Raw genomic sequence first — 13,861 nt, 5'->3', positions numbered from 1 at the left:
CGGTGGATTGCCCCGTGGGGGATTTCGGGGAGCCACTATCCGGGAGGAGTGGTGTTTCGGGCTCGTGCAGTGGAACCGTGTTGGGTTCCCCATCGGATTGGCCTGTGGGGGATTTCGGGGAGTCGTCGCCCGAGGGTGTCGGGGTTGCGGGCTGGTTCGGCGGGGCCGGGTGCGTTTTGTCGAGGGGTTTCCCGGCTGGGGGGTTCGGGGTGTCTGGGATCAGGTCGGTGGCGGTGGCGATGATGGTTGTCTCGGTGGGGCCGTAGGTGTTGATCAGGCGGATGCGGTCGCCGAAGTGGGAGTGCCAGCGGGCGACTGCGGCGGCCTGGACCTCTTCGCCGCCCAGGATGACCAGGCGGAGGGAGGGTGGCCAGGCGATCTCGTCGATCTGGGCGACGAGGTGGTGCCAGTAGGCCGTCGGCAGGTCGAGGACCGTGACCTGGCGGCCGTTCGGTGTGGCGAGGACGTCGGGGAGGGTGATCGCGCCGTCGGGGAGGAGTTCCAGGGTGGCTCCGGCGGCGAGGGCGGGGAAGATCTCCTCGGCGTGGGTGTCGAAACTCAGCGCGGCGAACTGGACTATCCGGTCGCCTGGGCGGATCTCGTAGGCGGACACCATCCACGCGACCCGGGCCGCCAGCGCGGTGTGGTCGACGAGGACGCCCTTGGGGACTCCGGTGGAGCCCGAGGTGTAGAGCACGTAGGCGACGCCTTCAGCCGGTTCGGCTGCGGCTTCGGCGCGCATGAAGGCGATACGGTCCGGTGGCAAGGCCGGGTCGATGGGCATGTAGGCGGCACCCGACCGCCACGCCCTCAGCAACGCCGCCACACCCTCCGGCGACCGCTCCAGCGACACCTCCCGAATCCCCCCGCCACCACCACCGGAGGCCGCAGAATTCTCGACCGCGTCACCGACCGCGTCCCCGGTGCTTCTCTCGAAGGTGCTTTCGGGGGTGTCTCTGACGGTCTGCCCAGGGATGCCTGGGAGGGTGTTGTCGGTAGTGCCTGTGTTGTTTTCGGTGGCATCCCCGGCGTCTCCCTCGACGGCCCTTTCGAGGCTGCTCCCGACGGCCTGCCCCGCGATGCGTCGGAGGGTGTTGCCGATGGTGCCCACGGCGTTCTTGGTGGCCTCCCCGGCGGTTCCCTGGATGGTGTTCCTCGTTGGGCCTTCGGGGGTGTTCTCGATTATTTGGCCGAGTTCGCGATAGGTGACCTGGCGGTGGCCGCTGCTGATGGCGATCAAGTCTGGATATTTCTGGATCGCGTCGGTGATCAGGTCGAGGACGGGTTGAGGGGAGGGGAGGGGAGGGCCTTCGGAGACGGCGGTGAGGAAGGTTTCGTCGGCGTCGGTCAGGAGGGGGAGGGCGGAGAGGCGGCGGGTCGGGTCGGTAGTGATGGCGAGGAGGAGGCGTTCGAGGCGGGCGGCCATGGCTTCGGCGGTGGCGGGGTCGAAGAGGGCGGTGTCGTACTCGAGTTGGATGAGGAGGTCGGAGCCCTCGTCGTGCCAGGCTTCCAGCATGAGGTCGAATTTGGCCTGGGCGTGGCCGCCTGGGAAGCCTTCGGCGGTGAGGCCGGTGAAGGGGCGGGGTTCCCGGCCGGAGTCCTCGGTGTGCAGGATCGCCATGGTCTGGAAGACCGGGGTCCTGGTCAGGTCGCGTTCCAGTTTGAGGGTGGCGACCAGTTCCTCGAACGGGATGCCCTGGTGGGCGAAGGCGTCCAGCACGCTGGTCCGGGTCGCGGCCAGCAGGTCGGTGAAGCGCGGGTCGCCGGACAGGTCGCCGCGCAGGACCAGGATGTCGGTGAGGTAGCCGACCACGGATTCGAGGGCGAGCGTGTCCCGGCCCGCGTTGGACGTCCCGACCAGGATGTCGTCCCGCCCGCTGTGCCGGGCCAGCAGCACCTGGTAGGCCGCCAGCAACGTCATGAACAGCGTCACCCCGTGCCGCCGGCCCGTCGCGACCAGTGCCGCCGCGTCCGCGGGCCCGAGACGGAACTCCACGGTCGCACCTCGCCCAGCGCTGCCGGCGCTGCGGGGACGGTCGGCGGGCAGATCCAGCGGCGTCGGATCCACCAGCCGCTCCCGCCAGTACGCCAGCGCCTCCGCCGTATCCCGCCCCCGCTGCCACACCGCGACATCCCCGAACTGCAGCGGCACCGGGTCCAGCGCCCGCCCCGAGTACGCGTCGGCCAGCTCATCCAGCAGCAGGTTGAGCGACCACCCGTCCCCAAGGATGTGATGCGCCACCAGGCAGAGCACATGGTCGTCCACGCCCAGCCTGATCAAGGTCACCCGGATCGGCGCCCGCTCCGCCAGCGTGAACGGCGTGTTCACCCGCTCAGCCACCACGCGTTCCGCGTCGATCACCATCAGACCATCGGCCGTCTCCGCATGGATCGGGTCCGCGTCGATCGGCATCAGACCATGGGTCGGCTCCACATGGGTCGGCTCCGCGTCGATCGGCATCAGAGCATCAATCGGTTCCGCATAGGTCGGTTCCGCAGGGATCGGCTTGGCGTCGATCGGCTCTGCATTGAGCGGTTCCCCCAGGATGTATTCGACGGGGAACTCGCCCGGCGGTTCGATCACGACCACCGGTTCCCCGTCCACGTCAGGGAAGCGCGTGCGCAGGCTTTCGTGCCGCCCGGCCACCACGGCGAAGGCGTTCCGGAGTGCGTCCACCCTGAGCGGGCCGCGCAGCCGCCGCACCACCCACATATTGAACGCGGCGTCTGTTTCCGGATAGAGCCGGTTCAGGAACCAGAGCCGCTCCTGGCCGCTCGACAGTGGCGGTGTCATTCCGGCTGGCCTTGGCTCCGGCCCTTCCGGCCCCGTCACCCCGGGGGCCTTCAGCAGTTCCGCCAGCCCGGCGGCGGTCGGCCGGGCGAACACCTCCCGTACCGGAATCCGGACCGGCAGTCGCGCGATCACCATCGTGGCCAGTAGGGAGTGCCCGCCCAGCGCGAAGAAGTCGTCGAACGCCCCGATCTCACCCGGGTCCCGCCCGAGCACCTCCGCGAACACCCCGGCGACCAGACGCTCGGCATCCGTACGCGGCGGCGTTCTGTCCTCCCGTATGACCCGCACCCCCACCGGGAGGGCGGCCCGGTTCACCTTCCCGTTCGGCGTCGTCGGCATCTCATCCAGCACGACGAACTGCCGGGGCACCATGTACCCGGGCAGCACCCGCCCGGCGTGCGCCCGAACCTCGTCGGCGATCGAACCGTCCGTGACGCCCTCGGCCGTGACGCCCTCGGCCGTGATGAAGTCGGCCGTGATGAAGTCGTCTTGGGCGGCCTTGTTCGCGATTGCGCCGTTACGTGCCTGGCGGTCCTGGCCCCCGTCGGCATCCGCGCGAGCGCTGCCGGGTGCGGGCACGATGAAGGCGATCAAGGTGTCGTCGTGGACGGTGACGACGGCTTGGAGTACCGAGGGGTGGGAGTCGAGGACGGATTCGATTTCGCCTAGTTCGATGCGGTGGCCGCGGAGTTTGATCTGGTTGTCGGTACGGCCGAGGAATTCGATGGTCCCGTCAGGACGCCACCGGGCCAGGTCGCCGGTCCGGTAGAGGCGGGCGCCGGCGGGGCCGTACGGGGAGGGGATGAATTTCTCGGCGGTGAGGGCGGGACGGCCGAGGTAGCCGGTGGTGACGCCGTTGCCGCCGAGGACGAGTTCGCCGGGGACGCCGAGGGGGGGCAGGCCGGAGCGGCCGAGGATGTAGGCGGCGGTGCCGGCGACGGGGTGGCCGATGGTGATGTCGTCGGAGTCCACGTCCCAGGTGGAGGAGTAGATGGTGGTCTCGGTCGGGCCGTACCCGTTGATGAGGCGGGTGGTGCGGGCGCGCAGGTCGCGGGCGAGGCCCGGCGGCAGCGGCTCCCCGGCGGTGATCGCGGTGATCTCCGGGAAATCGCCGGTGAGCAGGATGCGCCACCCGGAGGGGGTCGCCTGGACGTGGGTCGCGCCGCTCCGCCGGATGAGGTCGGCCGCGGCCATGCCGTCCCTGGCGTGTTCGGCGGAGGCCGTCACCACCCGTCCGCCGGTGATCAGCGGCAGGTACAGCTCCACGGCGGAGATGTCGAACGCGGTGGACGTCAGCGCCAGCCACGCGTGCTCCGGCGTGGACCCGATCAGGTCGCGCATCGCGAGCAGCAGGTTGGCGAGGGCCGAGTGCGGCACCATCACACCCTTGGGCCGCCCGGTGGACCCGGACGTGTACAGGACATAAGCGGTGTCGTCCGGCCGGGGCAGCCACGAGGAGACGCCCGCGGCAGCTCCACCCGCACGTTGAACATGGTCACCCGGTGCCGGCATTCCGGGTTCGCCCGCGCGGGGCACGAGCTCAGGCCGCTCGGAGGCGGTCCCGAAGGCCATGGCGAGACCGGTCAGCTCGTCGTCGGTGAGCACGAGGTCGGCCCCGGAGTCCCGGAGCACGTAGTCCACCCGCGCCTCCGGATATTCCGGATCGACCGGCAGATAGGCCGCCCCCGCCAGCGTCACCCCGAGGAACGCCACCAGGATCCCGGGCCCGCGCGACACCCGGACCGCGACGAGCGACCCCCGCCCGACGCCCTTGTCCCGCAACCGCTCCGCCAGCCGGGCGGCCCGCCCCGCCAGCTCCGCGTAGGTGACGGCGTCCACGGCCACCGCGTCCGGAGTCGCCGCGGCCTGCGCCAGGAACAGATCGGCCAGCGTCACCGATGGAACCTCGGCGGACGTCCCCCTGCTCAGCAGCCAGTCCCGCTCCTCCGCCGGCAGCATCTCCAGATCGTGTACGCGCGTCTCCGGCGCCGCCACGATCGACCCCGCCAGCACCAGCAACCGTTCCGCCATCCGCCGCGCGGTCGCCTCCGCGAACACGTCCGCGCTGTAGATGAGCGACCCCACCAGCCCCCGGTTCGACGGCCACAGGTCCAGGGAGAGATCGGTCCGCGCCGCCATCCACCCGGGCGTGAACGGCGTCGCCTCCGTCCCGGGCGCCGGGCCCTCCGACACCTCCCCGCTCACCTGCGTGTGCAGCGCGAACATCGTCTGGAACAGCGGCGTCCTGCTCAGGTCCCGCTCGATCTCCAGCGCCCCGAGCAGCCGTTCCAGTGGCACGTCGGCGTGGCCGATGGCCTCGATCACCGTACGCCGGGTCCGCCGGACCGCCTCCAGGAACGTCGGATTCCCGCTCAGATCCGTACGCAGCACCAGTGTTCCGGACAGATGCCCGATCAGGGGCTCGACCTCGGTCCGGTCCCGGCGCGCCACCGGCGAGCCGACGCAGAAGTCGTCCTGCCCGCTGTGCCGGGCCAGCAGCACCTGGTACGCGGTCAGCCACACCATGAACGGCGTGCACCGGTGCTCCCGGGCCAGCTCCGCCACCCCGGCCACCAGCGCGGGATCGACCACGAACTCGACCTCGCCGCCGTCCCCGGTCCGCTGCGGCGGCCGGGGACGGTCGGCGGGCAGCTCCAGCACCGGCGTCCCGGCCAGGGCCTCCGCCCAGCGCCCGAGCCCCGCCTGGCCGGCCGCCCGTTCGGCGCGGGCGTAGTCGCCGTACTGCAGGGGGAGCGGCGGCAGCGGGGGACGTCCGGCGTAGTGGTGGGCGAGTTCGCCGCTGAGCAGGGACGTCGACATGCCGTCGGCGATGATGTGGTGCAGGGTGACGGCGAGGATGTGGTCGTCGGGCGCGAGCCGTACCAGGGTGACGCGGAGTGGGGGAGCGGCGGACAGGTCGAACGGCGCGTTGGCGGCGGCGGAGACGATCCGGCGGGCTTCGTCCACGTTCACGGCGTCGCGTACGGCGATCGCGACCGGGCCGGGCGGGCAGACGAGGGCGACGGGGGTGCCGTCCACCTCGTCGAAGCGGGTGCGCAGCGACTCCTGGCGGGCGGTCACCGCCGCGAAGGCCGCGGCCAGCCGGTCCAGGTCGAGCGGGCCGCGCAGCCGGTCGGCGTGGCAGGTGTTGTAGGAGTGGTCCCGGGGGTCGAGCCGATGCAGGAACCAGAGCCGTTCCTGCCCGTACGAGAGCGGCTGTGCCACAAAGACCGCCAAACTGAAAAGTTTGTTACTGGAAAGTTTGCTTACAGATCTGAAGTCGGCGTCAGTGAACCACGCTGCACGCGAGTGCGACAAGCCCTAGTTTTCCTGCCTTGCCCGTGGTTTGTGGACCGTGTCACACTGGCGATCATCCGCAAACTGTAAAGACTCTTTCCGGTAAGAATCTTTACAGATATCTGTCGTCGGAGGATGTCGTGAGCACACTGTCGGCCGACAAGAGGGCACTGCTGGCGCAACGGCTGCGCCGCCGCCAGGAGATCCGGGCCATCCCGCCCCGCGACCCCTCGGCCGAACTCGTGCTCTCCCCGGCCCAGGAGCGGCTCTGGTTCCTCGAGCAGTACCGGCCGGGCACGACCACGTACACCGTCCCCCTGACCGTACGCGTCGAGGGCGAACTGGACGGCGTGGCGGAGGCGCTCGACGAGATCGTCCGCCGGCACGAGGCGCTCCGGACCCGCTTCACGGCCACCGAGGACGGCGTCCCCGTGGTGACCCTCGACCCCGGCGCGCGGGCCGGGTTCCGCCTCGTCGGCGCGGCCTCGCCCGCCGAGGCCCGGCTCCTGATCGAGGCGGAACTCGCCCGCACCTTCGACCTCGCCACCGGCCCTCTCCTCAGAGCCCTCCTGGTACGGCTCGCGCCCCGCGACCACGTCCTCCTCCTCGCGGCCCACCACCTGGTGACCGACGGCCTCTCCTTCGACGTGATCCTCACGGAACTGCTCGCCCTCTGCCGGGGCGAGACCCCCGCGCCGCCGCCCGTCCAGTACGGCGACTACTCCCTCTGGCAGCGTGACCGGGATCTGACCAGGGAGACCGCGTACTGGCGGGACCGGCTCGCCGGGGTGCCGGTGCTGGAACTGCCTGCCGACCGGCCTCGGCCCGCCGAGATGAGCCACGCGGGAGCGGTGTACGACTTCCCGGTGCCCGTGGCGCTCGGGTCGCTGGCGGTGGGCGGGGTGACGCCGTACATGATCCTGCTGGCGGCGTTCCAGGTGCTGCTGGGGAGGTATTCGGGGCAGGGCGACTTCGCGGTCGCGACCCCGGTGGCCGGTCGCAGCCTGCCGGAGCTCGATCGGGTCGTCGGGATGTTCGTCAACACGCTGGCGATGCGGGCCGATCTCTCGGACGATCCCTCGTTCACGGAGTTCCTGGCGCGGACGCGGTCGCTGGCGCTGGACGCGTACGCGCATCAGGAGCTGCCGTTCGACCGGCTGGTGAGCGAGCTCAACGTGGAACGGGACGTCAGCCGGTCGCCGATCGCGCAGGTGACGCTGGCGTTGCAGAACTTCAGGACCGGGCTGGACGAGCACGGCCTGCGGCTGAGCGCGTTCCCGGTCGAGCCGGGGATCAGCCGGTTCGATCTGTCGCTGTACCTGTACGAGACGGGGGAAGGGTTCACCGGGCAGTTCGCGTACAACACGGACCTGTTCGACGAGACCACCGTCGCCCGGATGTCACGACATTTCACGAATCTTCTGCGGGAGGTCGTGGCTGATCCGGGGAGGCGGCTGTCGGAGCTGGCTCTCGTGGATCCGGCGGAGCGCGCCGAGGTGCTGGGCTTCGCCACGGGACCGGCCACGGTCCCGCTCCCCGCCGGGCCTTGGTCCCCTCCGGAATCCGGGCCTTGGTCCCCTCCGGAATCCGGGCCTTGGTCCCCTCCGGAATCCGGGCCCTTGTCCCTGCCGGAATCCGGGCTTGGTCCGATGCCGGTGCCTTCATCGGGTCCCGCGGAGGATTCGGAATCCCGCGCGGCGCCGGCGGCGCTCCTGCTCCATGAGGTCGTGGCGGGGCCGCCCTCGCGGGTGGCTGTCACGTGTGGCGGCGATTCACTGACCTATGCGGAACTGGGCGAACGGTCCGACGCGCTCGCCGGCCGGCTGGCCGAACTCGGCGCCGGACCGGACGTCCGGATCGGGGTTTGCCTGGAACAGTCGGTCGAGGTGGCCGTCGCCGTGCTGGCCGTGCTCAAGGCCGGCGCCGCCTACGTGCCGCTTGATCCGGCCCAGCCCGCCGCCCGCCTGGCGTACATGATCGAGGACGCCGGCATCCGGATCGCGATCACCACGACACCGCTGCCCGTGGAGCACGCCGTTCCGCCGGACGCGTCCGGATCGGGGGAGATCGTCCCGGCCCGGCCCGGCGACCTGGCCTACGTGATCTACACTTCCGGCACGACCGGACGCCCCAAAGGGGTCGCCGTCCAGCACCGCCAGGTCCTGGAGTACCTCGCCGGGGTGCGCGAGCGGCTGGCCGTGGAGCCCGGCGGGAGCTACGCGCTGCTGCAGTCCCTCTCCTTCGACTTCGGCATCACGGTCTTCTACCTGTCCCTGCTGACCGGCGGCACCCTGCACCTGCTCAACCCCCGGCTCCCCGCCGCCGAGCTGGCCGAGACCCTGCGCGCGACCGACTACCTGAAGATCACCCCCAGCCACCTGGCGTCCCTGCTCCAGGAAGCCGACGTGCTCCCGCGCAAGCTCCTGATCCTCGGCGGTGAGGCTTCCCAGGCCGGCTGGGCGGCCTCGCTCGTCCGCCCCGGCCTGCGCGTGGTCAACCACTACGGCCCGACCGAGGCCACCGTCGGCGTCACCACCCACGAGGTTGCCCCGGCTCCCGGCGATGACGGGATGGGCCTGGCCACCGACGACGGGATTCGTCCGGCCGGTGGGATGCTGCCGGTCGGTCGGCCACTTCCTGGCGCATGCGCGTACATTCTGGACGAACGCGGTGAACCCGCGCCCGTCGGGGTGGTCGGGGAGATCTGCCTCGGCGGCGACCGCCTGGCCCGCGGCTACCTCGGACGGCCGGGCCTCACGGCCGAGAAGTTCGTCCCCGACCCCTACGGCGAACCGGGCGCCCGCCTGTACCGCACGGGCGACCTCGGCCGATGGCTCCCCTCCGGCGACATTCAATTCCTCGGCCGCCGCGACCTCCAGGTCAAGGTCCGCGGCTACCGGGTGGAACTCCCCGAGATCGAAGCCGTCCTCACCGGCCACGACGCCGTCGCCCAGGCCGTCGCCGACTTCCGCCGCGACCGCCTGGTCGCCTACCTGGTCCCCCCAGGAAACCCTGCCGGCTCCGCCGGAAACGCCGTCGCCGATTCCGGGGACCGGCCGTCGTTACGCGGCTACCTGGCCGAGCGGCTGCCCGACTACATGATCCCCGCCCGCTATGTCTGGCTGGACGAACTCCCCCTGAAGGCCCACGGCAAGGTCGACAGGGACCGGCTCCCCGAGCCCTCCGGCGAGCGCGCCGCCGACGAGGAGTACAGCGCCCCCGCCACCCCGCTGGAGCAGGCCATCGCCGACGTCTGGGCGAAGGTCCTCGAACTCGACCGGGTCGGCGCCGAGGACGACTTCTTCGCGCTCGGCGGGCACTCCCTGCTCGCCGCCCAGGTCGTCGCCCGGCTGCGCAAGGTCACCGACCGGCCGGTCACGATCATGGACATCTTCCGGCACCGGACCGTACGCGCCCTCGCCTCCCGCGGCGACGACGGCCCCCGCCGCCTCCTCCACCGGCTCACCCCCGCCGGACCCGCCACCCGCACCCTCGTCTGCGTGCCGTACGGGGGCGGCAGCGCGGCCATCTACCAGCCGCTCGCCGACGCGATGCCCGCCGGGTGGGCGCTGTACTCGGTAGCCGTACCGGGCCAGGAATGGGGGCTCGACGAGGAGACGCGGCCGATCGCCGAGGTCGCCGACGGCTGCGTGCAGGAGATCCTCGCCACCGTGCGCGGCCCGCTCGCCCTGTACGGCCACTGCGGCCTCGGCGTCATGCTCGTCGTCGAGATCGCCCGCCGCCTCGAAGCCGCGGGACGCGCCGTGGACGCCATCCACGTCGGCGGCATCTTCCCGTTCGCCCGCCCGTCCGGCCTCGCCACACCCCTGCGCGACCTGGGCGAACGCCTGCGCAGCGACCGCGTCTGGGCCAACGCCCTCATCGCCGCCGGCCTCGACGTCGAAGAACTCGACGACGACCAGCTCAAGGCCATCATCCGCAACCGCCGCGAGGGCACCCGCGAAGCCGAGACCTACTTCACCCGCCTGTACGCCCACGACACCGCCGACCGCCTCACCGCCCCCATCATCTCCGTCGTCGGCGAACGCGACCCGGCCACCGAGTTCTACCAGGAACGATTCCGCGAGTGGCACCACCTCACCGACGCCGCCGCCCTGGTCGTGCTCGACGAGGCCGGCCACTTCTTCCTCAAGCACCGCGCCGGCGAACTGGCCGAGATCGTCACCGGCGTGCAGCCGGCCATCGCGGACGGCCGCACCGAACCGATCGAACGCGCCCCCGGCCGATCCTGGTGGCTGGCCGGGACGTCCACACCCGGCGACGTCCCGCCGCAGTCCACCCGCCCCAGCCTGAAACGTTTCGGCGTGGTCGCCGCCGGCCAGCTCGTCTCCATCGTCGGATCGGCCCTCACCGAGTTCGCCATCCCGCTCTGGATCTACGTCACCACCGGCTCGCTGGTCAGCTTCGCCCTCTTCTCGGTGATCGCCCTCGTGCCCGGCATGCTCGCCGCCCCCATCGCCGGCGTCATCGCCGACCGGTACGACCGCCGCCGCGTCATGCTCGCCGGAGACGTCGGCGCCGGCGGCACCCAGCTCGCCCTCGGCCTGCTGCTCTGGACCGGCAACCTGGAGATCTGGCACGTCTACCCGCTGCTCGCGCTCCTGTCCGTCGCGCTCACCTTCCAGCGCCTCGCGTACGGCGCCGCCATCCCGCAGCTCGTGCCCAAGCGCTACCTCGGCCACGCCAACGGGGTCGTGCAGATGGTCACCGGCACCGCCCAGCTGATCGTGCCGCTGGTCGCCGTCGGCCTCATGGCCGCCATCGGCCTGGAGGGCATCCTGGTACTGGACGTGATCAGCTACCTGTTCGCGTTCACCTCGGTGCTGCTGGTCCGCTTCCCGAAGACGATGGGCGCGCGCCGCCGCGAATCCCTGCTCACCGAGATGGCCGAAGGCTTCCGCTACACCTGGGGCAACCGCAACTTCCGCGCCATGCTGCTCTTCTTCGCCGCGCTCAACGTCTTCCTGTCCCCGCTGTTCCTGCTGCTCAGCCCCCTCGTCCTCGCCTTCGCCACCCTCGCCGACGTGGGCCGGGTCTCGTTCGCGGGCGGCGCGGGCGTGCTGCTCGGCGGCCTCGTCATGACCGTCTGGGGCGGCCCCCGCCGCCACCGCCTGCGCGGCGTGCTCCTCGCCACCCTCCTGCTGGCCGCCTTCTGCCTGATCGTCGGCGTACGGCAGGACCTGGTCGTGATCGCGGCGGGCGCGTTCGGCATGTCCCTCGCGCTCACCCTCGTCAACGGGATCTACGCCACGATCATCCAGGTCAAGGTCCCGCAGCGTTTCCACGGCCGGGTGATCGCGCTCAACACGCTCATCGCCTGGTCCACGCTGCCGTTCGCGTTCGGCCTCGTCGCCCCGTACGGCAGCGCGCTGTTCGAGCCGCTGCTGGCCGAGGGCGGCGCGCTGGCCGGCAGCGTGGGCGCGCTCATCGGCGTCGGCGCCGGCCGCGGCATCGGCTTCATGTACGTGCTCTTCGCCCTGGCCATCGCGGTGATCGCCGCCGTCTCCCTGCGCGTACGGAGGCTCGCCCGGTTCGACGCCGACGTGCCGGACGCGCCGCCGGACGACCTCATCGGCATCCAGGCCGTGGCGCGCCGGCGAGCGGAAGCCGCATGACGAACCGCACCCCGTGCGGCTCGGACTCGACCTTGACCGTGCCGCCGTGCGCATCCACCACCTCACGGGCGATCGCCAGGCCCAGCCCGGTGCCGCCCTTGCCGCGGCTGCGGGCCGTGTCCAGCCGGGTGAACCGTTCGAAGATGCGCTCCTGGTCGACGCTCGCGATCGGCTGCCCGTCGTTCCGTACGACCAATTCGGCCTCATCGCCGATCCGGCGCACGTCCACCGACACCTGCGTGGCGGCGTGCCGGTCGGCGTTGCTCAGCAGCTCGTCGACGGCCCTGGCCAGCTGCGCGTACACGGCCTCGACCCGGATGTCCGGATGCAGGTCCAGTTTGGCGGGCACCCGGGAGGCCCGGTTCGCGACATGGGCGGCGACCAGGTTGGCCAGGTCCACCTCCTCCCGGGCGGCCGCCTCGCTGGACCCCACCCGGGCCAGGAAGAGCAGGTCGGTGACGATGGCCTCCAGCCGGTCGGTGTCCCGCAGCGCCGCCTCGATCGCGTCCGGCATGTCGTCCGGATGGAGCCGGCCGCTCTCCAGCTGGGCCCTGATGCCCGCGATCGGGGTGCGCAGCTCGTGGGAGGCGTCGGCGGCGAACTGCCGCTGCTGCTGCACCGCCCGCTGGATCCGGTCCAGCGCCCGGTTCGCCGTCCGCGCCAGCCTGGCGATCTCGTCGTCCCCGGCCGGCTCCGGCACCCGCCGGCTCAGATTCCGCTCGGTCAGCTCGGCCAGCTCGGTCCGGATGTCCTCCACCGGCCGCATCGCCCGGCCCGCGATCCGCCATGCCACCCAGCCGATGAACGCGATCAGCAGGGCCAGCTGGATGATGATCGCCGTGGCCAGGACGCGGCTGCGGACCACCGCCGGGGTCTGCTTGCCCGCGTACACCACGGGCGAGTCCGGGGCGGGAGAGGCGCGGATCACGGTCACGTGCATGCACGGGCTGCGCGGCACCGGGCAGGACACCAGCTCCCTGATCCGGGTCTCCGGATCCGGCCACACCGGGCTCAACGCCGGAAGATCCCTCGCCGCGTTGCTGGTCGCCAGAATCCGCCCGCCCGGCGCGACCACCTGAATGAGATCGATCCCGTCATGCGGCGGGATCGGATTGATGATCACCTGTCCGTCCCGGATCCGCGTGGCCACCTGACTGGCCACGTCCCTCGCGTCCTCCCAGATGTTGTCGGCCACCGCCTTGCGGATCGTCACGTCGGCGCCGACTCCGACGGGGATGAGTACCATGGCCGCGACCGCCATCGCGCCGAGTGTCAGGCGCCCGCGAATAGACCGCGCTCGCAACCAGGGGAGGGACATCCCCCGAGGCTACTAACGGAGCGCCCAACATCTGTCCGTGACATCTTCAAGCGACCCCAAATTCCGGATCGCCGGAGCGTGCGTGAGACCCGGCCAGAAACGGCGATCCGGACAAAGTCGATCTTGAAGGTGCCGGGGTGGCATTTCGCTCAGAGCGAGGCCCGTGACCTGGGCCTCCGTACGAGAGTTCCCGTCACGTGGGTTTCCGGAGAGCCTGAGCGAGCTCCCGGACGCGGGATCCGTAGATCGCCGGGCTGACCGACCGGAGGTCGGTGAAGTAGCGGGCGCGGGCGAACTCGGGGACGTCGTCGAGCCGGATGTCTCCGATGAGGACCGGGGCGAATCGCCGGCGGTTCTCGATGGCCCGGCGCATGAGCACGGCGTATTCGTTGGCCACCCACTCGCTGGCCAGCGAGGCGGGGCTGTAGACGACCAGGCCGTGGATGGAATCCCGTAACGCCGCGTCGACCTTGTGGACGATCACGTCGGTGGGGCCCAGGAACAGCCGGTCCATCGCGACCCTGACTCCGTGGCCGCCGAGTTCGCCCGCCAGTTTCTCGACTTCGTCGGTGTCCGCGTGGCTGTAGGAGATGAAGACGTCGTAGTCGTCGCCGTCATTGTGCGGCGTGGGGGCGGCGGAAACGGTCGCGGGAGGCTTTTCCGAAGGCTTGCGGCGAATCTGTAGCCAGGCAAAATACGCGGCCACGATGCCGGCCAGAGTTCCCGCCAGCGCGATGGCCAGTTCCGCCACGTCCATGCCGTTCAGGTTAACTCTCGGGACGATTCCATGGTCGCCGGTCGTGAGAAGTGGTCAAC

The 13,861-nt window shown here is 71.2% G+C and carries 4 protein-coding genes; 1 reads left to right on the top strand and 3 read right to left on the bottom strand.

Annotation, left to right across the window (positions count from 1 at the left end):
• The coding region (locus Aph01nite_RS29240) for a non-ribosomal peptide synthetase (RefSeq protein ID WP_204044240.1) at positions 1-6,031 on the bottom strand (6,031 nt) is incomplete at its 3' end.
• 200 nt (positions 6,032-6,231) lie between these two features.
• On the opposite strand from Aph01nite_RS29240, the gene Aph01nite_RS29235 reads away from it, so the two are divergent.
• Positions 6,232-11,727, top strand: a complete 5,496-nt coding sequence (locus Aph01nite_RS29235; RefSeq protein WP_307836810.1) for a non-ribosomal peptide synthetase/MFS transporter — start codon at positions 6,232-6,234, stop codon at positions 11,725-11,727.
• Here the strand turns inward: Aph01nite_RS29235 and Aph01nite_RS29230 are convergent.
• Positions 11,681-12,988 carry a sensor histidine kinase gene (locus Aph01nite_RS29230; protein ID WP_239162071.1) on the bottom strand — a complete coding sequence of 436 codons (1,308 nt, stop codon included), beginning with the start codon at positions 12,986-12,988 and terminating at the stop codon, positions 11,681-11,683. The genes Aph01nite_RS29235 and Aph01nite_RS29230 overlap by 47 nt on opposite strands.
• A 250-nt stretch (positions 12,989-13,238) precedes the next feature.
• A complete protein-coding gene (locus Aph01nite_RS29225) occupies positions 13,239-13,802 on the bottom strand; it encodes a toll/interleukin-1 receptor domain-containing protein (RefSeq protein WP_204044238.1) in 564 nt (187 codons plus the stop codon).
• Positions 13,803-13,861: the final 59 nt, after the last annotated feature.

Origin of the sequence: Acrocarpospora phusangensis, from assembly GCF_016862995.1 — a bacterium.
GTDB classification, from domain to species: domain Bacteria; phylum Actinomycetota; class Actinomycetes; order Streptosporangiales; family Streptosporangiaceae; genus Acrocarpospora; species Acrocarpospora phusangensis.
This window is presented reverse-complemented; position numbering and strand designations above follow the sequence as displayed.